The 21,508-nt window shown below is 73.4% G+C and carries 19 protein-coding genes; 8 read left to right on the forward strand and 11 right to left on the reverse strand.

What is annotated here, in order from left to right; genetic code table 11:
• The first annotated feature begins 29 nt into the window (after positions 1 to 29).
• Positions 30 to 1,322 carry a Gfo/Idh/MocA family protein gene (locus tag KPL57_RS46385; protein WP_226356830.1) on the forward strand — a complete coding sequence of 431 codons (1,293 nt, stop codon included), beginning with the start codon at positions 30 to 32 and terminating at the stop codon, positions 1,320 to 1,322.
• On the forward strand, positions 1,319 to 2,440 hold the full coding sequence (locus KPL57_RS70785; RefSeq protein ID WP_226356831.1) for a GDSL-type esterase/lipase family protein: 1,122 nt from the start codon (positions 1,319 to 1,321) through the stop codon (positions 2,438 to 2,440). Before KPL57_RS46385 ends, KPL57_RS70785 begins: the two co-directional genes overlap by 4 nt.
• Before the next feature lie 84 nt (positions 2,441 to 2,524).
• On the opposite strand, the gene araA is transcribed toward KPL57_RS70785, so the two are convergent.
• Genes araA through araB form a run of 3 tightly spaced genes read right to left on the reverse strand, consistent with a single transcriptional unit; the run spans position 2,525 to position 6,454 of the window.
• Positions 2,525 to 4,036, reverse strand: coding sequence for an L-arabinose isomerase (gene araA, locus KPL57_RS46395; RefSeq protein ID WP_226356832.1), 1,512 nt, complete (start codon positions 4,034 to 4,036; stop codon positions 2,525 to 2,527).
• A 31-nt stretch (positions 4,037 to 4,067) separates the two neighbouring features.
• Positions 4,068 to 4,754 carry an L-ribulose-5-phosphate 4-epimerase gene (locus KPL57_RS46400; RefSeq protein WP_226356833.1) on the reverse strand — a complete coding sequence of 229 codons (687 nt, stop codon included), beginning with the start codon at positions 4,752 to 4,754 and terminating at the stop codon, positions 4,068 to 4,070.
• Entirely contained in the window at positions 4,751 to 6,454 is a 1,704-nt protein-coding gene (araB, locus tag KPL57_RS46405; RefSeq protein WP_226356834.1) for a ribulokinase, read from the reverse strand. The genes KPL57_RS46400 and araB overlap by 4 nt, the downstream gene beginning before the upstream one ends.
• A 559-nt stretch (positions 6,455 to 7,013) precedes the next feature.
• On the opposite strand from araB, the gene chvE reads away from it, so the two are divergent.
• The 3 genes from chvE to mmsB all read left to right on the forward strand — a co-directional run bounded on the left by chvE (position 7,014) and on the right by mmsB (position 10,998).
• A complete protein-coding gene (chvE, locus tag KPL57_RS46410) occupies positions 7,014 to 8,144 on the forward strand; it encodes a multiple monosaccharide ABC transporter substrate-binding protein (RefSeq protein WP_255655606.1) in 1,131 nt (376 codons plus the stop codon).
• Between the two features lie 89 nt (positions 8,145 to 8,233).
• Entirely contained in the window at positions 8,234 to 9,751 is a 1,518-nt protein-coding gene (locus tag KPL57_RS46415) for a sugar ABC transporter ATP-binding protein (protein ID WP_226357480.1), read from the forward strand.
• Positions 9,748 to 10,998, forward strand: a complete 1,251-nt coding sequence (gene mmsB, locus KPL57_RS46420) for a multiple monosaccharide ABC transporter permease (protein WP_226356836.1) — start codon at positions 9,748 to 9,750, stop codon at positions 10,996 to 10,998. The genes KPL57_RS46415 and mmsB overlap by 4 nt, the downstream gene beginning before the upstream one ends.
• 80 nt (positions 10,999 to 11,078) lie before the next feature.
• Here the strand turns inward: mmsB and KPL57_RS46425 are convergent, their stop codons facing one another.
• The 5 genes from KPL57_RS46425 to KPL57_RS46445 form a co-directional block, all read right to left on the reverse strand.
• Positions 11,079 to 12,086: an aldose epimerase family protein gene (locus KPL57_RS46425; RefSeq protein WP_226356837.1), complete on the reverse strand. Its 1,008-nt coding sequence runs from the start codon at positions 12,084 to 12,086 to the stop codon at positions 11,079 to 11,081.
• Complete coding sequence (gene yjfF, locus KPL57_RS46430; protein ID WP_226356838.1) at positions 12,083 to 13,108, reverse strand: galactofuranose ABC transporter, permease protein YjfF; 1,026 nt, start codon at positions 13,106 to 13,108, stop codon at positions 12,083 to 12,085. Before yjfF ends, KPL57_RS46425 begins: the two co-directional genes overlap by 4 nt.
• Positions 13,105 to 14,286, reverse strand: coding sequence for an ABC transporter permease (locus tag KPL57_RS46435; RefSeq protein WP_374203876.1), 1,182 nt, complete (start codon positions 14,284 to 14,286; stop codon positions 13,105 to 13,107). Before KPL57_RS46435 ends, yjfF begins: the two co-directional genes overlap by 4 nt.
• Positions 14,267 to 15,841, reverse strand: a complete 1,575-nt coding sequence (locus KPL57_RS46440; RefSeq protein ID WP_226356839.1) for a sugar ABC transporter ATP-binding protein — start codon at positions 15,839 to 15,841, stop codon at positions 14,267 to 14,269. Before KPL57_RS46440 ends, KPL57_RS46435 begins: the two co-directional genes overlap by 20 nt.
• Before the next feature lie 109 nt (positions 15,842 to 15,950).
• Entirely contained in the window at positions 15,951 to 16,964 is a 1,014-nt protein-coding gene (locus KPL57_RS46445; RefSeq protein ID WP_226356840.1) for an ABC transporter substrate-binding protein, read from the reverse strand.
• 451 nt (positions 16,965 to 17,415) lie between these two features.
• On the opposite strand from KPL57_RS46445, the gene KPL57_RS46450 reads away from it, so the two are divergent.
• Positions 17,416 to 18,405, forward strand: a complete 990-nt coding sequence (locus tag KPL57_RS46450) for a LacI family DNA-binding transcriptional regulator (protein ID WP_226356841.1) — start codon at positions 17,416 to 17,418, stop codon at positions 18,403 to 18,405.
• Between the two features lie 11 nt (positions 18,406 to 18,416).
• On the opposite strand, the gene KPL57_RS46455 is transcribed toward KPL57_RS46450, so the two are convergent.
• Positions 18,417 to 19,412 carry an LLM class flavin-dependent oxidoreductase gene (locus tag KPL57_RS46455; protein ID WP_226356842.1) on the reverse strand — a complete coding sequence of 332 codons (996 nt, stop codon included), beginning with the start codon at positions 19,410 to 19,412 and terminating at the stop codon, positions 18,417 to 18,419.
• Between the two features lie 128 nt (positions 19,413 to 19,540).
• Between KPL57_RS46455 and KPL57_RS46460 the strand changes: the two genes are divergently transcribed.
• Positions 19,541 to 19,915 (forward strand): phosphotransferase, encoded by a 375-nt coding sequence (locus tag KPL57_RS46460; RefSeq protein WP_226357482.1) that lies wholly within the window; start codon positions 19,541 to 19,543, stop codon positions 19,913 to 19,915.
• Between the two features lie 25 nt (positions 19,916 to 19,940).
• Here KPL57_RS46460 and KPL57_RS46465 read toward each other — a convergent pair whose 3' ends face one another.
• Positions 19,941 to 20,435 carry a MarR family winged helix-turn-helix transcriptional regulator gene (locus KPL57_RS46465; RefSeq protein ID WP_374203877.1) on the reverse strand — a complete coding sequence of 165 codons (495 nt, stop codon included), beginning with the start codon at positions 20,433 to 20,435 and terminating at the stop codon, positions 19,941 to 19,943.
• Between the two features lie 68 nt (positions 20,436 to 20,503).
• Here KPL57_RS46465 and KPL57_RS46470 point away from each other — a divergent pair, with 68 nt between their 5' ends.
• On the forward strand, positions 20,504 to 20,947 hold the full coding sequence (locus tag KPL57_RS46470; RefSeq protein ID WP_226356843.1) for a Rid family hydrolase: 444 nt from the start codon (positions 20,504 to 20,506) through the stop codon (positions 20,945 to 20,947).
• A 7-nt stretch (positions 20,948 to 20,954) separates the two neighbouring features.
• Here KPL57_RS46470 and KPL57_RS46475 read toward each other — a convergent pair whose 3' ends face one another.
• Positions 20,955 to 21,437 carry a CGNR zinc finger domain-containing protein gene (locus KPL57_RS46475; RefSeq protein ID WP_226356844.1) on the reverse strand — a complete coding sequence of 161 codons (483 nt, stop codon included), beginning with the start codon at positions 21,435 to 21,437 and terminating at the stop codon, positions 20,955 to 20,957.
• Positions 21,438 to 21,508: the final 71 nt, after the last annotated feature.

Raw genomic sequence — 21,508 nt, forward strand, 5'->3', positions numbered from 1 at the left:
GCCCGCGAACCACGAACGAGGAGCACGTCATGGCCACCCGTACGACACTGGGCGTCGGCATCGTCGGCGCCGGATTCATCGGCCGGTTCCACGTCCGGTCGTGGCAGGGCGTCCGCGACGGTGACGTCGTCGCCACCGCCTCCCGCACCCGGGCCTCGGCCGAGGCGCTCGCGCGCGAGGCCGAGGGGCTCGGCGTCGGGACCGGTGTCACCGCCTACGACGACGTCGCCGCGCTCGTCCGGGACCCGCGGGTCGACGCGGTCTGGGTGCTGGTCCCCAACCACGCCCGCCTGGAGGTCGTCCGCGCGATCTGCGCGGAGGTGACCTCCGGCCGGGCGCAGCTGCGCGGCATCGCGATCGAGAAGCCGGTCGGACGCACGGTCGCCGAGGCCGCCGAGGTGCTGGGGCTGGTCACCGGTGCCGGCCTGCTGCACGGCTACCTGGAGAACCAGGTGTTCGCGCCGGCGATCACCCGCTCGCACGCCCTCATCTGGAGCCGGGCGGTACCGGGGGCGGGGACGCCGTACCTCGCCCGGGCGGCCGAGGAGCACTCCGGGCCGCACAACACCTGGTTCTGGAACGGCGAGCAGGAGGGCGGCGGGGTGCTCAGCGACATGCTGTGCCACTCGGTCGAGGCCGGCCGCTACCTGCTCACCCCGCCCGGGACGGACCCGGCCACCTGGCTCACCCCGGTCTCGGTGTCGGCGTCGATCGCGTCGCTGAAGTGGGGCCGGTCCCGGTACGCCACCGAGCTGCTGGAGCGGTACCCGGGCGTCAACGACTACCGGCGCACGCCGTCGGAGGACTACGCGCACGCCGTCTACGAGTTCCGCAACGGCGACGGCGAGCCCGTGGTCGTCGAGGCCACCACGTCCTGGAGCTATGTCGGCGCGGGGCTGCGGCTGTCGTTCGAGATGCTCGGACCCGAGTACTCGATGTCCGCGGACACCCTCGACACCGAATCGAAGGTCTTCCTGTCCCGCAGGCTGATGCAGGACGAGGGCGAGGACCTGGTGGAGAAGCAGAACGCCGAGCAGGGGCTGATGCCGATCGTCCCCGACGAGTCCGCGAGCTACGGCTACACCGCGGAGAACGCGGCGTTCGCGACGGCGTTCCTGCGCGGCGAGCAGCCCGCGGAGTCCCTCGCCAACGGCCTGGAGGTGGTGCGCCTGCTGATGGCCGCCTACGCCTCGGCCGAACAGGGCCGCACCGTCTCCCTGGAGGAGGGGTTCGAGGACTTCGTCCCCGCCGTCGCCCGCGGTGCGTGGAACCCGCGGGCCGCGGGCCCGCCGGCCGGGCCGTCCGGGGACGCGCGGTCGTGAGCCCGGCCTGGACCGCGAGCTGGACCCAGGCCGTCACCGATGTGGGCGTGGCCGACCTCGAGCTCCGCGACGTGACGGTGCGGATCACCGTGGAGGCCGGCGTCGGCGGCGAGCGGCTGCGGGCGGGCCTCAGCAACCGCTTCGGGACGACGCCCCTGCACGTCGGCCGGGCCGCGGTGCGGGTGGACGGGCGCGCCGCCCCGATGCGGTTCGGCGGGCGGTCCGCCGTGGACGTCCCGGCCGGGGAGGACCTCGTCTGCGACCCGGTGGACCTCGCGGTCGCCGCCGGCGCCGCGGTCGAGGTGGACCTGTACCTGCCGGGGCCCTGGCGGTACGCCACCGCGAACGTGTCCACCGCGACGTGGCACCCGTCCGCACCCGGCGACCACACCGGGTCCGACCACTTCCCGGGCCGGGCCACGCCCGAGCTGACGCTGCCCGACGGCGCCGAGATGGAGCTGCCCGCACCGGTGCTGCGCGACGTCGAGGTGCTCCGCGACGTCCCCACCCCGGTGGTGGTCTGCCTCGGGGACTCCATCACCGCGGCGGGCTGGCCGGAACGCACGGCCCGGCGGCTGCGGGACCGGCAGGTCGCGGTCGTCAACCGGGGCATCGCGGGCAACCGGCTCCGGCTCGACGGGGCCGGGCCCTTCGGACCGGTCTTCGGGGCCTCGGGCCGGTCGCGGTTCGACCGCGACGTGCTCGCGACCGCCGGGCGGACCCACGTCGTCGTCGCGCTCGGGGTCAACGATCTCGGTCATCCGGGGACGATGGCGCCCGAGGACCAGCTGCCGAGCTCCGAGCAGCTGATCCGGGCGCTGGACGAGATCGGGGCCCGGGCCCGGGACGCGGGCCTGTCGGTGCTGACCGCCACCGTGACCCCGTTCGACGGGGCCGAGGGCTTCGACCGCGAGCGCGAGCTGCGCCGCGCCGAGGTCAACGAGTGGATCCGCGGCCTGGGCAGCGGCGTCGTCGACTTCGACGCCGCCCTGCGATCCGGGCCGGGCGCGATCGCGCTCGACCCGCGCTTCGACAGCGGGGACCACCTGCACCCGGGCGACGCGGGCCTCGACCGCATGGCGGACGTGGCGGCCGAGGTGCTCGGTCGATCGGTCTGAGCCCGGGGGAGGGTCCTCGGCCCCGTGGACCACGGTGCCGGCCACCCGTCGGGGGCGGCCGGCACCGGGGCCGGGGAGCGGAGCTCAGAAGCCCCGCGCGAGCCGGTGGTAGGCGTTGTTCCAGCGCAGCTCGTGCAGGAAGGTCCGCGGGCTCGTGCTGTCGCCTATGTGCATCAGCTCGGTCCCGACGATCTCGGCCAGGTCGTCGAGGGCCTCGACGCCGACGGCGGTCGAGAGCACCGTGTGGTGCGGGCCGCCCGCCATCAGCCAGCACTCGGCCGAGGTGGCCAGCGACGGCTCCGGGACCCAGGTCGCCGTCGCCACCGGCAGCCTCGGCATGGGCTCGTCCGGGTCGACGACCTCGACGTCGTTGCTGACCAGGCGGAACCGCTCGCCGAGGTCGCAGATGCCGAGCACCACGCCCGGGCCCGGGTCGGCGGTGAACCGCAGCCGGACGGGGTCCTCGCGCCCGCCGATGCCCAGCGGGTGGATCTCCAGCGACGGCCGGGACCCGGTGATGCTCGGGCAGACCTCCAGCATGTGCGCCCCGAGGATGCGTTCACGGCCGGGCCGCAGGTGGTAGGTGTAGTCCTCCATGAACGACGTGCCGCCGGGCAGCCCGGTGGCGACGACCTTCACCGCGCGCAGCATCGCCGCGGTCTTCCAGTCGCCCTCGGCGCCGAAGCCGTAGCCGTCGGCCATCATGCGCTGCACCGCGAGACCGGGGAGCTGGCGCAGTCCGCCGAGGTCCTCGAAGTTCGTGGTGAACGCCTGCGCGCCCGCCGCCTCCAGGAACGAGCGCAGCCCGATCTCGACCCGCGCGCCGTAGCGGAGCGCCTCGTGCCGGTCGCCGTCGGGGAGCAGCTCGGGGGCGACGGCGTAGACCTCGGCGTACTCGGCGACGAGCTTGTCGACGTCGGTGTCGGGGACCTGGTCGACGACGGCGACGAGGTCGTTCACGCCGTAGGTCTGCACCGACATCCCGAACACCCGGGTGGCCTCGACCCGGTCGCCGTCGGTCACGGCGACGTCGCGCATGGAGTCGCCGAACCGGACCAGCCGGAGCGCGCGCAGCTCGGCGGCACCGGCGGCCGCGCGGGTCCAGGTCCCGATGCGGTCCCGCAGCACCGGGTCGGAGACGTGCCCGGCGACGGTCTTGCGGGCCAGGCCGAGCCGGGTCTGGACGTAGCCGAACTCGCGGTCGCCGTGCGCGGCCTGGTTGAGGTTCATGAAGTCCATGTCGATCTCCGACCAGGGGAGGTCGACACCGGCCTGGGTGTGCAGGTGCAGCAGCGGGCGGGTCAGCGCCTCGAGCCCGGGGATCCACATCTTCGCCGGGGAGAAGGTGTGCATCCAGGTGATGACGCCGAGGCAGCGGTCGTCGGCGTTGGCCTCCAGGCAGATCCGCCGGATGGCGTCGGCGTCGGTGAGGACGGGCTTCCACACCACCCGCACCGGGATCTCGTCGGCGGTGTCGAGCCGGTCGGCGACGACCTTCGACTGGTCGGCGACCTGGGCGAGGGTCTCCTCGCCGTAGAGGCCCTGGCTCCCGGTCAGGAACCAGACCTCGTAGCTGTCGAGCAGCGAGCCACTCATCGGACATTCCTCCTTCGGGGGCCTGCGGCGCTCAGCGCTGCCCGTAGACGTTCTGGTAGCGGTCCCAGAGACTGTCGATCTCGTCCTGGGGGATGGGCACGGTGTCGCCGAGCTGGCGGGCGAGGTGCACGGTGCGGGCGACGTCCTCGCACATCACCGCGGCCTTCACCGCGGCGCGGGCGTCGGCGCCGATGGTGAACACGCCGTGGTTCTGCATGATCACGGCGGGGGAGCGGCTGCCGGTCAGGGTCTCGACGACGCCGCGGCCGATCGACTCGTCGCCGATCAGCGAGAACGGGCCGACCGGGATGTCCCCGCCGAACTCGTCGCTCATCGCGGTGAGCACGCACGGGATCGGCTCGGCGCGCGCCGCCCACGCGCTGGCGTAGGTGGAGTGGGTGTGCACCACGCCGCCGACCCCGGGCATGGCCCGGTAGACGTGGGCGTGCGCCACGGTGTCCGACGACGGCGTCAGGTCACCCTCGACCGGGGTGCCGTGCAGGTCGCACAGCACCATGGTCTGCGGGGTCAGGTCGTCGTAGGAGATCCCGCTGGGCTTGATGACCATCAGGTCGTGGCCGGGGACGCGGGCCGAGACGTTGCCCGCCGTCCAGACGACCAGCCCGTAGCGGACCAGCTCGGCGTGCAGCGCACACACCTGCTCGCGCAGCCGCGCCACGGTGGCGGCGACGCCGGGGGAGGCCAGGGTGTCGGTCATGCGTCGAGGTCTCCTTCTCGCTGGGCGCGCGCCTCGCGGCGGATCGCGCGCAGGCGGTGCATCACGTCGTCGCCGCCCCGGCCGAAGTGGTCGTGCAGGCGCGTGTACTCGGCGAACAGGGCGTCGTAGGACTTCGCCGACTCCTCGTCGGGCAGGTGTGCGCCCTCCCGGACGCGGCCCATCGCGGCGGCCGCGGTGGGCATGTCGGGGTGGACCCCCGCGGCGACGGCCGCGTGGATCGCCGAGCCCAGGGCCGGGCCCTGCCCGGTCTCGACGACGGTGAGCGGCAGCCGGGTCACGTCGGCGTAGATCTGCATGAGCAGGGCGTTCCGGGTGAGCCCGCCGGAGACGATCAGCTCGGTCACCGGGACGCCGGAGGCCGCGAAGGTCTCCACGATCATCCGGGTGCCGAACGCGGTGGCCTCCAGCAGCGCCCGGTAGGTGTCCTCGGGCCGGGTCGCGAGGGTCTGCCCGACGACGACGCCGGACAGCTCGTGGTCCACCAGCACCGACCGGTTGCCCGAGTGCCAGTCCAGCGCGACGAGCCCGTGCTCGCCGACCGCCTGCCCGGCGGCCAGCTCGGTCAGGTACTCGTGCACGCCGAGGCCCCGCGCCCGGGCGGCCTCGTGGTACGCGGGCGGCACGCCGTGCTCGACGAACCAGCCGAAGATGTCGCCGACGCCGCTCTGCCCGGCCTCGTAGCCCCAGAGCCCGGAGACGATGCCGCCGTCGACGACGCCGCACATCCCGGGCACCTCACGCAGCACGTCGGAGCTCATGACGTGGCAGGTGCTGGTCCCCATGATCGCGACCATCTGCCCGGGCCGGACGGCGTTCGCCGCGGCGGCGGTGACGTGGGCGTCGACGTTGCCGACGGCGACCGCGATGCCCTCGGGCAGCCCGGTCCAGCCTGCCGCCTCGGCGGTCAGCGTCCCGGCGACGGCGCCCAGCTCGCCGATCTCGTGGGCGACCTTGGTCTCGGCGAACCCGGCGAAGGCCGGGTTCAGCGCACCGAGGAAGTCGCGGCCGGGATAGGCGCCGTCCTGCAGGATCCCCTTGTACCCGGCCGAGCAGGCGTTGCGGACGTAGCGGCCGCACAGCTGCCAGACGATCCAGTCCGCGGCCTCGACCCAGCGTTCGGTCCGGGCGTAGACCGCGGGGGCCTCCTCCAGGACCTGCAGGCCCTTCGCGAACTCCCACTCCGAGGAGATGAACCCGCCGTAGCGGGGGAGCCAGCTCTCGCCGCGCTCGGCGGCGAGGGCGTTGATGCGGTGGGCCTGCGGCTGGGCGGCGTGGTGGCGCCAGAGCTTGGTGTAGGCGTGCGGCTCGTCGGCGAGATCGGGCACCTCGTTCAGTGGGGTGCCGTCGTCGAGGGTCGGGACCATGGTGCAGGCGGTGAAGTCGGTGGCGATGCCGACCACCCGTGCCGGGTCCACCCCGGCGGCGGCGACCGCCTCGGGGACGGCGTGGCGCAGGACGTCGACGTAGTCCGACGGCACCTGCAGCGCCCAGTCCGGCGGCAGGCGCAGGTCCGGCCGGCCCGGCAGGGCGTCGGTGACGACGGCGTGGGTGTAGGCGTGGACGGCGGTGCCGAGCTCGGCCCCGTCGGCGGCACGGACGACGACCGCCCGTCCGGACAGCGTCCCGAAGTCGACGCCCACCACGAGGGCGTCGGCGGGGTCGACCGGTGGTCGGATCATGAGCACTTCCTCGGGTCACGAAACGGCCGGCCGAGCGATCGGGCGGCGAGCAGATGTTATCGCTAACAGCGTATGAACTCAACGGTCCGATCCCGGTCCCTGCTCGCAGCGGGGTCGATCGTGCGGCACGTTCACCTGCTGTGCGTCGCCGCCGGCCGGGTCGTCGGGGTCGGTCGCCGGGCCGGGGGCGCCGGGTCGGGCGGGGCCGGCGCCGGTGGCCGGCGGCGCCGGCGTCGGGGGTGTCGGCGGTCGCGGCGGCCCGTTCCGGCACCTGCCGCTTCGGCTCGAGCCGGGGGCCGGTCGCGTCCCGGCGGTTCCTCGGCTCGTGTTAACCCTCACGTGAGGCGGAACGTTCGCGTCGTCGTGGGCGCCGCCCGCACCGGGCGGTGACCGGTACGGGACTGATCGACTCTGTTCAGGGCGGTACATAACGGACGGATAACGACACTTCCGTCGCTCTTCGTCGCTGGTTAGCGTTCACATTCAGAGTCTCTCCCGACCTGACCGGTGAGACCCGCCCGCTGCCGTCTCGACGAGGAGATCGCCTGTGTTCACGAGGATGCGCACCGTCGCCGTCGGTGCCCTGCTGGTGCTGGGACTGGCCGCCTGCGGCGGCCAGGGAGCCGGGGGAGGTGGCGGCGCGGGGGCGGGTGCGGCACCCGGTGACCTGACGGTCGGCGTGTCGATGCCGACCCAGACCTCCGAGCGCTGGATCGCCGACGGCAACGCCGTCCGCGACCAGCTCACCGCGGCCGGCTACCAGGTCGACCTGCAGTACGCGGGCGACGACATCCCGACCCAGTCCCAGCAGATCGACCAGATGGTCACCAGCGGTGCCGACCTGCTGCTCGTCGCGGCCATCGACGGGACCGCCCTGTCCGGGCAGCTGCAGGCGGCCAAGGACGCCGGCATCCCGGTCATCGCCTACGACCGGCTGATCCGGGAGAGCCCGAACGTCGACTTCTACGTCACCTTCGACAACTTCCAGGTCGGCGTCGCCCAGGCGAAGGCCCTGCTGCGCGGCATGGGCCTGCAGGACGCCGACGGGGCGCCCGGCCCGAAGAAGGGCCCGGTCGTCGTCGAGCTGTTCGCGGGCTCGCTCGACGACAACAACGCCTTCTACTTCTTCGACGGCGCCATGTCGGTGCTCAAGCCGCTGATCGACAACGGCACGGTCCGGGTGAAGAGCGGCCAGACCACCATCGAGCAGGCGGCCACGCTGCGCTGGGCGCAGGAGACCGCACAGAAGCGCATGGAGGACCTGCTCACCTCCTCCTACAACGACGGCAGCCGCCCCGACGGCGTCCTCTCGCCCTACGACGGCATCTCCCGCGGTGTCATCACCGCCCTGCAGAACGCGGGCTTCGGCACCGCGGCCAAGCCGATGCCGACCGTCACCGGCCAGGACGCCGAGATCGCCTCGGTGAAGCTGATCGACGACGGGGTGCAGAGCTCCACGGTCTTCAAGGACACCCGCAAGCTCGCCGAGCAGGCCGTCACCGCGTCGAAGGCGTTCCTCGACGGCGGCACCCCGCAGGCCAACGACACCACCACCTACGACAACGGGGTGAAGGTCGTGCCGTCCTTCCTGCTGCCGGTCCGGACCGTGTTCAAGGCCGACATCCGGCAGGTCCTCGTCGACTCGGGCTACTACACCGCCGAGGACGTCGCCCGCGGCCGCCAGGGCTGAATCAGCCGAGCCGGCCCATCCCTTCCGCGACGGAGGACGACGTGACCGACCACGACCCCGGCGGCGACCCGCCGGAGAACATCCTCGAGATGCGCGACATCACCAAGACCTTCCCGGGGGTGACCGCGCTGTCGGAGGTCTCGCTCGCGGTGCGCCGCGGCGAGATCCACGCGATCTGCGGTGAGAACGGCGCCGGGAAGTCGACGCTGATGAAGGTGCTCTCCGGGGTGCACCCCGCAGGCACCTACGACGGCGAGATCGTCCTCGACGGCCGGCCGGCCCGGTTCGCCGGGATCCGCGACTCCGAGGCCGACGGCGTCGTGATCATCCACCAGGAGCTCGCGCTGGTGCCGCACCTGTCGATCGCCGAGAACGTGTTCCTCGGCAACGAGCGGCGCGGCCGGCTGGGACTGGTCGACTGGCGGCGCACGCACGCCGAGGCCGCCCGCCTGCTCGCCGAGGTGGGCCTCACCGAGAACCCGGCGACGCCGGTCGGGCGGCTCGGCGTCGGTAAGCAGCAGCTCGTCGAGATCGTCAAGGCGATGACCAAGGACGTGCGCCTGCTCGTCCTCGACGAACCCACCGCCGCGCTGAACGACACCGACTCCGCCCACCTGCTCGAGCTGATCCGGCGCTTCCGTGACAACGGCATCACCTCGATCATCATCTCGCACAAGCTCGACGAGATCGTTGCGATCGCCGACCGCACCACCGTCGTCCGCGACGGCCGGACCGTCGAGACCTTCACCGTCGCCGACGAGCCCGCCCCGCGGAACCGCATCATCCGCGGGATGGTCGGCCGCGACCTCACCTCCTTCTACCCGGACCGCGTGAGCAGTCCGGGGGAGGAGCTGCTGCGGATCAGCGACTGGACGGTCTGGCACCCGACCCAGGACCGCAAGGTCGTCGACGCCGCGTCGCTGTCGGTGCGGGCCGGGGAGGTCGTCGGCATCGCCGGGCTGATGGGGGCGGGCCGCACCGAGCTCGCGATGAGCGTGTTCGGGCGGTCCTGGGGCCGCGACGTCAGCGGCACCCTGCGGGTCGGGGGCCGCGAGGTCCGCGCCCGCTCGGTGTCCGACGCGATCGAGGCCGGGCTGGCCTACGTCACCGAGGACCGCAAGCACCTCGGCCTGAACCTGGTCGACGACATCCGGCGCAACGTCTCCGGCGCGGGCCTGCGCCGGCTCGCCCGCCGCGGCTGGGTCGACGGCGACGCCGAGCTGCGCGTCGCCGAGTCCTACCGGCGCGACCTCGGCATCCGGGCGGCGAGCACCAGCGTCGGGGTCGGGACCCTGTCCGGCGGCAACCAGCAGAAGGTCGTGCTGGCCAAGTGGCTGTTCACCGAGCCGGACGTGCTGATCCTGGACGAGCCGACCCGAGGGATCGACGTCGGCGCCCGCTACGAGATCTACGTGATCATCAACCGGCTCGTGGAGGCCGGCAAGGCGGTCCTGGTGATCTCCTCCGAGCTGCCCGAGCTCCTGGGGATCTGCGACCGCGTCTACACCCTGTCGGCCGGACGGATCACCGGTGAGGTGCCGGTCGCCGAGGCCACCCAGGAGGGCCTGATGGCCCTCATGACCCAGGAGGCGGAGAGCTCCGCATGACCAGCACCCTCCCGAAGAAGGACCCCTCCTCCGACGAGCGTCCCGGCGCCGGGGCGGCGGCCCTGCACTCCGGCACGAGCGACCTGCGACGACTGTTGGCCGGCAACGTCCGCCAGAGCGGCATCGTGATCGCGTTCGTGGCGATCGTCGCGCTGTTCGCGGTCCTCACCGGCGGCGTCTCGCTCAGCCCCGGCAACATCACCAACATCGTCCTGCAGTACTCCTACATCCTGGTCCTCGCGATCGGGATGGTGATCGTCGTCGTCGGCGGGCACATCGACCTCTCGGTGGGGTCGGTGGTCGCGCTGACCGGCGCGGTCGCCGCGGTCCTGGTGATCGGCGGCGGGCTGCCCTGGTGGGTCGGCGTCGTCGCGGCCGTCGGCGTCGGCGTGCTGGTCGGTGTCTGGCACGGCTTCTGGGTCGCCTACGTCGGCATCCCCGCCTTCATCGTCACCCTCGCCGGGATGCTGCTGTTCCGCGGGCTGACCCTGCAGGTGCTGGGCAACATCTCGCTCTCGCCGTTCCCCGCGGGCTACCAGCAGATCGCGGGCGGCTTCGTCAACGGGCTCATCGGCGGCCGGGGCTACGACGCCTTCACCGTCCTGATCGCCGCGCTCGGCGTCGCCGGGTACGCGGTGCTCGCCTACCGGAGCCGGGTCGCGAAGGTGCTCGACCTGCAGCAGGTCGAGTCCTTCCCGCTGTTCGCCTGCCGGATCGCACTCGTCGGGCTGGTCGTCATGGCGTTCGCCTGGCAGCTGGCCTCCTCCCGCGGGCTGCCCGTGGTGCTGGTCGTGCTCTCGGTGCTGGTGCTCGCCTACGGGCTGCTCACCCGGCACACGGTGTTCGGCCGGCACGTCTACGCCCTCGGCGGCAACGCGGCCGCGGCCCGGCTGTCCGGGGTGCGGGTCAGGGCCGTCACGTTCTGGATCTTCGTGAACATGGGCTTCCTGGCCGGCGTCGCCGGGGTCATCTACTCGGCGCGGTCCAACGGCGCCCAGCCCGCGGCGGGCACCATGTTCGAGCTCGACGCGATCGCCGCCGCGTTCATCGGCGGTGCCGCGGTGACCGGCGGGGTCGGGACCGTGGTCGGCGCGCTGGTCGGTGGCCTGATCATGGCCGTGATGAGCAACGGCATGCAGCTCATGGGCGTCGACCAGTCCGTGCAGTCGGTCGTGAAGGGACTCGTGCTGCTGTTCGCCGTCGCGTTCGACGTGTGGAACAAGCGCCGCGCCCGCGGCGACGGCTGACCGCGTCCGGGTGCGACGACGGACGGGCCGGTCCGCGAGGTGCGGACCGGCCCGCCGGGGTCGGTGGGGACGGGGTGGGCTCAGGCCGTGTCGACGCCGCAGCGCAGCAGGATCCGGCTGCGGTAGGTGTCGCCGGGCCGCAGCACCGTCGACGGGTAGTCGGGACGGTTGGGTGCGTCCGGGAAGTCCTGCGGCTCCAGGCAGAAGGCGTCGCCGCGGCGGGCGGGCCGCCCGTCGGGGAAGGTGATCGAGCCGTCGAGCATCGTCCCCGAGTAGAACTGCACGCCCGGCCGGTCGGTGAACACGGTCAGGGTGCGGCCGGTGAACGGCTCGGCCACCCGGGCCGCGCCGCGCAGGCCGTCGACGACCGGGCCGCCGTCGTCGAGGACGAAGGTGTGGTCGAAGCCGCCGGCCACCGCCAGCTGCGGGTGGTCCCGGCCGAGCCGCTCGCCGACCCGGACCGGGACGCGCAGGTCGAACGGGGTGCCCGCGACCGGGGCCGGGGGACCGGGGAGCGGGACGAGACGGTCGTCGACGGGCAGGTAGCGGTCGGCCCAGACGGTGATCTCGCAGCCGGCCACCCCGGCCCCGCCGAGGGTGAAGTAGGCGTGGTTGGTCAGGTTCACCACGGTCGGGGCGTCGGTCCGGGCGGTGAGCTCGATGGCCACGTCGGACCCGGTGACGGTGTAGACGACGGCGACGTCCAGGGTGCCGGGGTAGCCGCCGTCGCCGTCGGGGCTGCGGTGGGTCAGCGTGACGCGCCGTCCGCCGGGCACCTGCTCGACGGGCCCGGCGGCGAAGTCGGCGTGGTCGAACCCGGCCGACCCGCCGTGCAGCGACGCCCCGGGCTCGTTGCGCGTCAGGACGTGCTCGGTGCCGTCGAGGACGAACCGCCCGCCGGCGATGCGGTTGGCGAAGCGCCCGACCGTCGCGCCGCGGAACGCCGGGTCGGTGCGCGGGTCCGCGCAGCCGAGCAGCACCTCGTCGACGACGCCGTCCCGGTCGGGCGCGCGCAGCCCGGCGAGCCGGGCGCCGTGCGGGTCGACCGTCACCGCGACCGGCCCGCCGGGCCCGCCCAGGTCGATCACGACGCGCCCGGCCCGCGCCGGGCGAACGCCCGCTGCAGCAGCACGAACACCAGCAGCAGGGCCCCGATCACGATCCTGGTCCACCACGAGCTGAGGGTGCCCTCGAAGGAGATGAAGGTCTGGATCAGGCCGAGCACCAGCACCCCGAGCAGCGACCCGACGACCAGGCCGACACCGCCGGACAGCAGCGTCCCGCCGATGACGGTCGCGGCGATGGCGTCGAGCTCGGTGCCGACGGCGGCCAGGCTGTACCCGGACAGCGAGTAGAAGGTGAACAGCAGCCCGGCCAGCGCCGAGCAGAACCCGCTGATCGCATAGACCGCGACTCGGGTGCGCCCGACCGCCAGTCCCATCAGCATCGCCGAGTGCCGGTTGCCGCCGACGGCGTAGACGGTCCGGCCGAACCGGGTCCGGTGCAGCACCCACGCGGCGACGGCGACGACGACCAGCGCCACGACCACCGACGGGCTGACGAAGGACCTGCCGCCCAGCGGGATCGCGGCCTGCGCGATCGCGGTGAACGTCGGGTCGGTCACCGGGACCGACTCGACGCTGATCACGTAGCAGAGCCCGCGGGCGAGGAACATCCCGGCGAGCGTCACGACGAACGGTTGGATCTCCAGGTGGTGGATGACCAGCCCCATCGCCGTCCCCAGCGCGACGCCGACGACCAGCACCGCGAGCATCACCGCCGGCGCGGGCCAGCCGTCCGCGAGCAGCGTCGCGGCCAGCACCCCGGACAGCGCGACCACCGACCCGACCGACAGGTCGATGCCGCCGGTGAGGATCACGAAGGTCATGCCGACCGCGAGGACGATCAGGTAGGCGTTGTCGACGAACAGGTTGAGGAAGACCTGCGGGGACAGGAAGTTGTCGTAGCGGACCGACCCCGCGCCGAACAGGAGCACGAACAGCACGAACGTCGCGAGGACCGGCAGCACCTGCGTCGAGGGCCGGGGCAGGCGGGACAGCAGCGATCCGGTGGGGTCCGGCCGGGTGGGCCGGGGCGTCGTGGTCGTCATCGGGACACCGCCTGGGAGGTGGTCGGGGTGCCGGCGGGCTTCCGTCGCCTGCGGGCGAGGGCGGACCGGACCTTCGGGGACTGGAGCAGGCAGACCGCGATGATCACGACGGCCTTGAACACCAGCGTCACCTCGGGCGCGATGCCGACGGTGTAGACGGTGGTGGTGAGCGTCTGCAGGATCAGCGCGCCGACCAGCGTGCCGCCGATGGAGTACCGGCCGCCGGACAGCAGCGTCCCGCCGATCACGACGGCGAGGATCGCGTCGAGCTCGATCCAGAGCCCGGCGTTGTTGGCGTCGGCCGCGGTGACGTTCGAGCTGATCAGCAGCCCGGCGACGCCGGCGCAGAGCGCGACGAACAGGTAGACCGACCAGACGATGCCGCGGGCCCGCACCCCGGCCAGCCGGCTCGCGGTGGGGTTGATGCCGACCGACTCCAGCAGCATCCCCAGCGCGGTGCGCCGGGTGAGCAGGGCGACGGCGAGGTAGACCAGTGCGGTGAGCACGACCGCGACCGGCAGGCCGAACCAGAACCCGCTGCCGAGCACGGCGTAGGTCGGGTTGGACACGGTGACGATCTGCCCGTCGGTGATCAGCATGGCGATGCCGCGCCCGGCGGTCATGAGGACCAGCGTCGCGATGATCGGCTGGATCCCGAGCACCGAGACGATCGCCCCGTTCCAGACGCCGAGCACCAGCGCCAGCACCAGGGCGACGCCGATCCCGGACAGGGCCGCGCCGGGGGAGGTGGGGTCCGGCGAGGACGCGATCCAGGTGCAGGCCACCGCCCCGGAGATCGCGACCGTGGCGCCGACCGACAGGTCGATCCCGCGGGTCGCGACGACGAGGGTCATCCCGAGCGCGATCAGCGCGGTCGGGGCGCCGTTCTTGGCGATGTCGACCAGGCTGCCGTAGAGGGCGCCGTCCTGGACGGTGATCGTGAAGAACCCGGGCGACCACACCAGGTTGGCCAACAGCAGCGCCGCCAGGGTCAGGACCGGCCAGAACAGCGACGACCCGACGACGCGCGACCAGGGGCGCGGCCCGGTGCCCCGACCCGGTGACGGGGGAGCGGCCGGGGCGTCCGGCGCCGCCGTCGCGGGGGCGGCCGCCGTAGGTCCGTCCGGGTCGCCGGTGGCGGTCCGGGTGGGGGCGGGGTCAGGCAGCAGGGGTGCCACGGTGGGTGCCTCCCTCGGCGACGATCTCCATGACGGCGGCGGTGGAGGCCTCGGCGCGGCTCAGCTCCGCGACCTTGTGCCGGTCGCGCAGCACCGCGATCCGGTCGGAGAGCCGCACGACCTCCTCCAGCTCGGCGGAGACGAAGACGACGGCCATGCCGTCGCCGGCGAGCTCCGCGACCAGCTTCTGGATCTGGGTCTTGGCGCCGATGTCGATCCCGCGGGTCGGTTCGTCGAGGATCAGCAGCTTCGGGTCGGTGATCAGCCAGCGGGCGAGCAGCACCTTCTGCTGGTTGCCGCCGGAGAGGTTGCCGACGAGTGCGTCCGGGTCCGCCGGGCGGACGTCCAGCGCCGAGATCCACTTCGCGACGAGCGTGTCGGCGGTGCGGCGCGGGATCCGGCGGGCCCAGCCGCGCCGGGCCTGCAGGGCGAGCACGATGTTCTCGCGCACCGACAGGTCGGCGATGATGCCCTCGCCCTTGCGGTCCTCGGAGCAGAACGCGATGTGCTCGGCGACGGCCGCGGTCGGGCCGCCGAGGGTGACCTCGCGGCCGTCGACCCGGATCGACCCGGTCTCGGTGCGGTCGGCGCCGAACAGCAGCCGCACCAGCTCGGTGCGGCCCGACCCCAGCAGCCCGGCGACGCCGACGACCTCCCCCGGGTGCACCGCGAGGTCGGCGGGGGCGACACCGCCGGCCCGGCCGATGCCCCGGGCGTCGAGGAACGGGGTCCCGGTGCGCGTGGCGCCCTCGCCCGCGGGCTGGCGGTCGAGGTCCTCCAGCTCCTCCAGGGCGTGGCCGACCATCTTCGACACCATCTCCAGGCGCGGCAGGTCGGCGATCGCGTACTCGCCGACGAGACGGCCGTTGCGCAGGATCGTGGTGCGGTCGGCGAGCTCGTAGACCTGGTCGAGGAAGTGCGAGACGAACAGGATCGCCACCCCGGCGTCGCGCAGCTCGCGGATGACGCGGAACAGCTCCCGGACCTCACCGGCGTCGAGGCTGGAGGTGGGCTCGTCGAGGATCAGCACCGACAGGTCGGTGGCGACGGCCCGGGCGATCGCGACGAGCTGCTGCACGGCGAGCGGGTGGTCACCGACGAGCGAGGCCGGGTCGAGGTCCAGCCCGAGCCGCCCGAGGACCGCGACGGCGGTGCGCCGCACCGCGGCCCGGTCGATCCGCCGCCCGCCCCACCACGGGGCCCGCGGCTCGCGGCCCAGCATGATGTTCTCGGCGACGGAGAGGTTCGGGCAGAGGTTGACCTCCTGGTAGACCGTGGCGATCCCGGCCTCCTGGGCGTGCCCGGGCCCGGTGAACTCCCGGCGTTCGCCGCGGACGGTGAGGGTGCCCGCGTCGATGCCGTGGACCCCGGTCAGGGCCTTGATCAGGGTGGACTTGCCGGCGCCGTTCTCGCCCATCAGGGCGTGCACCTCGCCGGGGAACAGCCGCAGGTCGACCCCGTCGAGGGCCTTCACCCCCGGGAACCCGATCTCGATGCCGTGCAGTGCCACCACGGGATCGGTCGTGGCGGCCGGGGGTGGTCCGGTCTCGGTCATCGTCGTCTCCGGGAGTCGTCCCGGGCGCGGCCGCGCGCGGCACCCGGGAGTGGGAACCGCCCGGTGCCGGTGGATCGTGCTCCACCGGCACCGGGCGGACGGTGCGGGATCAGTACTTGCGCTCGGCCAGGACGGCCGCGGCCTGGGCCTGGTCGAAGGTGGTCTCGGTGACCTCGACGCGGGCCGGGACCTGCTCCCCGGCGGCGACCTTCTTCACCATGTCCATCAGCTGTCCGCCGAGCAGCGGGTTGCACTCGACCATGTAGTTGATCTTCCCGTCGGCGGTCGCCTGCATCCCGTCCTTGGTGGCGTCGACAGAAATGATCGTGATGTCCTTGCCGGGCACCTTGCCCGCCGCGGTGATGGCCTCGATGGCGCCGAGAGCCATGTCGTCGTTCTGGGCGTAGACCACGTCGATCTTCGGCTGGGACTTCAGGAACGCCTCCATGACCTGCTTGCCGCCGGAGCGGGTGAAGTCACCGGTCTGCGAGGCGACGACCTTGATCGCGGGCGTGCCCGCCGTGGCCTGCTTGAACCCCTCGGTGCGGTCGATGGCCGGGGCGGCGCCGGTCGTGCCCTGGAGCTCGACGACGTTCACCTCGGGCTTGCCCGCCGAGTCCTTCACCAGCCACTCGCCGGCCTTCTCGCCCTCCTTGACGAAGTCGGATCCGATGAAGGACTTCACCAGCGACGGGTCGGCGGAGTCGATCGAGCGGTCGGTGAGCACGACCGGGATCCGGGCCCGCTTCGCCTCCTGGAGCACGGTGTCCCAGCCGGTCTCGACGACCGGGCTGAACGCGATCACGTCGACCTGCTGCTGGATGAACGACCGGATCGCCTTGATCTGGTTCTCCTGCTTCTGCTGGCCGTCGGAGAACTGGAGCTCGATCCCGGCCTGCTTCGCCGACTCCTGGATCGAGGCGGTGTTCGCGGTGCGCCAGCCGGACTCCGCGCCGACCTGGGCGAAGCCGAGGGTCAGCGTGTCCGGGGCGGCTCCGCCGGACCCGCCGGAGCCGCAGGCCGCGATCCCGGCGGTGAGGGCGATGGCCGCGGCGACGCCGGCCAGCCGGCGGAAGACGCGGCGCCCGGTGGGTGCCGTCGGGGTGGGTGTCGTCGTCGACATCGGGATCCTCCGTGTGGTGCGCGGCGGTGCGCGGCCTGCGGGGTGAGGGCCGGAGCCGGATCCTGTGCGGTCCGGTGTGCCGGCGGTCTCGGTGGTGAGCAATTGTTAGCGCGAACACAGCGGTGGGTCAAGGGTCGGTGTGGCCGCCGGACCGATCGTCCGTCGATAGGTGATCGCGTCCGCTGCCGGTCCTGGACATCGTTGATGTGAAGGTTAACAATCACGCTGTCCGGTTCCCGCGGTCCGCGGGCGCCGGACGGTCTCCCGGCCGCCCGGGGGACGCGTCGGCGGGGTGGCCGGGAACGTCCCGGTCGTGCAGGGGTCCGGCGAACGCCCTCCGTAGGGGAGACGGTCACGGACGGCTACGCTGCACCGATCGGAGGGGGACGGCGTGGGGATCGCGATGGAGCCGGGGTCGGGGCCGAGGCCGGGGCCGGGACGGGCACCGTCCATGTTCGACGTGGCCCGTCGTGCCGGGGTCTCCCACCAGACGGTGTCGCGGGTGCTGAACGCGCACCCGAACGTCCGGGAGAGCACCCGGGTGCGGGTCCGGACCGCGATCGAGGAGCTCGGTTACCGGCCGAACCGTGCCGCCCGCACCCTGGTGACCGGCCGCGACCGGGTGCTCGGCGTCGTCGCGCCGCGGTCCACGCTGTTCGGCCCGGTGTCGCTGCTCGCCGCGTTCGAGGAACAGGCGGTCGGCGCCGGGTTCGGCGTGAGCGTCGTGCGGGTGCGCGAGATCGACGGCGAGTCGGTGCGCCAGGCCGTCCAGCGCCACCTCGACGGACAGGTCGCGGGCATCGTCGTGATCGCGCCGGTGGCGTCGGTGGCCGAGGCGCTCGACACCGTGCCGCGTGACGTCCCGCTCGTCACCGTCGACGGCGATCCCGACCAGCAGCTGCCGATGGCCACGGTCGACCAGGTGGAGGGCGGCCGGATCGCGACCGAGCACCTGCTGGCCGCCGGCCACGCGACGGTCTGGCACGTCGCGGGCCCCACCGACTGGTTCGACGCGGCGGGCCGTGCGGCCGGCTGGGCCGCGGCGCTGCACGCGGCCGGGGCCGAGGTGCCGCCGGTGATGGCTGCGGACTGGAGCGCGGACGCCGGGTACCGGGCGGGTGAGCTGATGGCCCGGATGCCCGAGGTGACCGCGGTGTTCGCCGCGAACGACGCGCTGGCCACCGGCCTGCTCCACGCCTTCCACGACCGCGGCCGGAGCATCCCCGGGGACGTCAGCGTCGTCGGGTTCGACGACGTGCCCGTCTCGGCGCACCTCATCCCGCCGCTGACCAGCCTGCGCGCGGACTTCGAGGCCGTCGCCCGCGAGGCGCTCGACCTGCTGCTGAACCACGAGGCCGGGCCGGACGTGTCGCAGGCGGTGCACCGGAAGATCGCCCCGGTGCTGGTGTCCCGCGACAGCGTCGGCCCGCCGCCCCACTGACGGCGTCGCCGTCAGCTCGTGTTCTGGACCTTCGTCGCCAGCAGCTCCCAGCTGCGCCACCAGCTCTCCCGGCGCGGCGCCGGACCGGTGACGATCAGCTCGTCGGCGTCGGCGCGGGCGGCGAACTCCTCCAGGTACGCCGAGACGGTCTCCGGTGTCCCGACCGCGGTGTAGCGGGTCATCGACCGGATCTGCCCGCCCGAGGCGCTGTCGAGGACGGCGTCGGCCTCGGCGTCGGTGAGCGAGGCCCCGCGACGGCCGGTGAACAGTCGGACCCGGGACCGCTGCACCTCACGCTGGATCTGCTGTGCCTCGTCGTCGGAGTCGGCGGCGATGACGTTCACCCCGGCCAGGACGTGCGGGGCGGACAGCTGCTCCGACGGCCGGAACTCCCGGCGGTAGAGCGCCACGGCCTGCTCCAGGGCGTCCGGCGCGAAGTGCGAGGCGAAGCCGTAGGGCAGCCCCAGCGCGGCCGCGACCTGGGCGCCGTAGAGCGAGGACCCCAGGATCGTCAGCGGGACGCCGGTGCCGCGGCCCGGGTGGGCCTCGACGCCCCGGACCAGGCTGGTGGTCCCGAGGAACGCCTGCAGCTCCTGCACGTCCTGCGGGAAGGTCTCCGACGCGCGCGGGTCCCGCCGCAGCGCCGCGACGGTCGCCTGGTCGGTGCCGGGCGCGCGGCCGAGCCCCAGCTCGATGCGGCCGGGGTGGAGCTCGGCGAGGGTGCCGAACTGCTCGGCGATCTGCAGCGGCGAGTGGTTCGGCAGCATCACACCGCCGGAGCCGAGCGTGATGCGCTCGGTGTGCGCGGCGACGTGGGCGATGAGCACGCTCGTCGCCGCCGACGCGATCGAGCCCATGTTGTGGTGCTCGGCGTACCAGATCCGGCGGAACCCCCACTCCTCGGCGCGTTGCGCCAGCTGGGTGCTGGCCTCCAGGCCCTGGGCGACGGTCTCACCCCGGGCGACGGTGGCCAGGTCCAGAATCGACAACGGCAGCGGTAGCGGCATGACAGCACCTCACGATCGACACGGTGACCTCTCCGTCAACGAACCGGAGGCGCATCCTCTTCCGCTCCGCGGGATCCGGAACGGAAATGTGGTGAGCCCGGCTCCGGCACGGGGGCGAACCCCTCGACATCGGCGCCGCGACCGCGGCCTGGGAGGCGGCGCTCGCCGTCCCGGGGCCGACCGGCCCGCCGGTATGGGTGCACGCCGACCTCATGCCCGGCAACCTGCTGGCGCGCGGTGGCCGGCTCGCCGCGGTCCTCGACCTGGCGACCGCGGGGCTCGGCGACCCGGCGGTGGACCTCGTCCCCGCGTGGAACCTGCTCCCGCCGCCGGCCGTCGCGGCCTTCCGGGGCGCCGTCGACGCCGACGACGCGACCTGGGCCCGCGGGCGCGGCTGGGCGCTGGCCATGGCACTGGTGCAGCTGCCGTACTACCGCGACAGCCACCCGGTCATCGCCGCCGACGCCCGTCACGTGCTGGGCCGGATCCTCGGCGACGGCTGACCGGCGCCCTCCCGGTCGCGCCGGCTCAGGACGGCGGGAGGTCCTGCACCCCCAGCGCGACGGCGATCCGGCCCAGCGCCGCCCGGTCCGCCGCGTCGAGCCGGTCGAGGACGAGGGCGCGGACCGCACGCAGATGGGTCGGCGCCGCGGCGTGCACGACGTCGAACCCGGCGTCGGTGAGGGCCGCGAGGGTGTAGCGGCCGTCGTCGGGGTCGGGGGAGCGGTGCATCCAGCCGCGGCCCTCCAGCCGTTTGACCACGTTGGACAGCCGGGACAGCGAGCCGTTGGTCAGGAAGGCGAGCTCGCTCATCCGCAGGCTGCGCCCCGGCGCCTCGGACAGGTGGCTGAGCGTCAGGTACTCGAACAGCGTCAGGCCGTGCGCCTGCTGCAGCGGTGCCTCCAGCCTGCCGGGCAGCAGCATGATCAGCGAGACCAGGCCCGTCCACGCGGCCTTCTCCCCGCCGTCGAGCCACGTCGGCCCGTCACCGCCTGCCTCCGGTGTCGCCCGGTCCGTCGTCACCCGTCGCTCCTGTCCGTGGGTACCGGAGCGCACTTTACAGGTGAACTCATGACTTGTAGCTTGAATTCATGGATGAAGTCATCGACCGCGAGACCGCCACCTTCCACGTCACGCCGGGCTACGGCGTGACCGCCCGCGACCTGCTCGGCTACAGCCAGGCGGTCCGGATCGGCAACCGGGTGGAGACCTCGGGCCAGGGCGGCTGGGACGACGACCTGGTCGTCGCCGAGGACCTGGAGCAGGAGATCGTCCAGGCGTTCGACAACGTCGGGCGCACGCTCGCCGAGGCGGGCGCGACCTGGGCCGACGTCGTGCACGTGAACTCGTACCACAAGGTCGCGCCCGGGTCCGACGCCATCGGCGACGAGCACAACCGGATCATGGTCCGGGAGTTCCGCAGCCGGCTCGGCGGGCGGGCCCCGGTCTGGACCCAGACCGGCGTCACCGTGCTCGGGGTCGCCACCATGCGGGTCGAGATCCGGGTGACCGCCCTGGTGGAGGGGACCGGCTGAGGGTGCCTCAGTGGGTCCGCTCGTAGTGCCGGCGCGCCTTGGCGCGGTTCCCGCAGACCGCCATCGAGCACCACCGGGCGCGGTTTGCGCGGCTGCGGTCGAGCAGGAACAGCCGGCACGCGTCGTTCGCGCAGGGGCGCAGCCGGCCGGGCAGCTCCTCCTCGACGGCGGCCCAGGCGAGGACGGCCTCGACGGCGAGCCGGGCGTGCGGGGGGGCGACGGTCCGCCAGGTCAGCCGCCCGTCGGTGAGCTCCGGCGTCCGGTGCACGCCGTCGAGGAGCGGGGCCAGTGCGACGCCCGGGTCGGTGTCCCCCCGTGCGACCCGGGTGAGGGCGTCCCGGGTCTCGCGCAGCGCCGCCAGCTCCTCCGGGCCGCCGTCGCCGCCGTGTGCCCGGGCCCAGCGGCTCCCGGCGACGGGGTCGCGGAGGGCGTCGCGCTCCGTGCCGTCGACCAGGGGTCTGCTGTTGAGCAGGTCCAGCAGCAGGTCCACGTCGTCTCCTAACCGCATCGAGTCCTTTGACAGGTTACATGCGGGCGTGCTTCCGTGGGGAAGTCTAACCA

Source organism: Pseudonocardia sp. ICBG601, assembly GCF_020496245.1.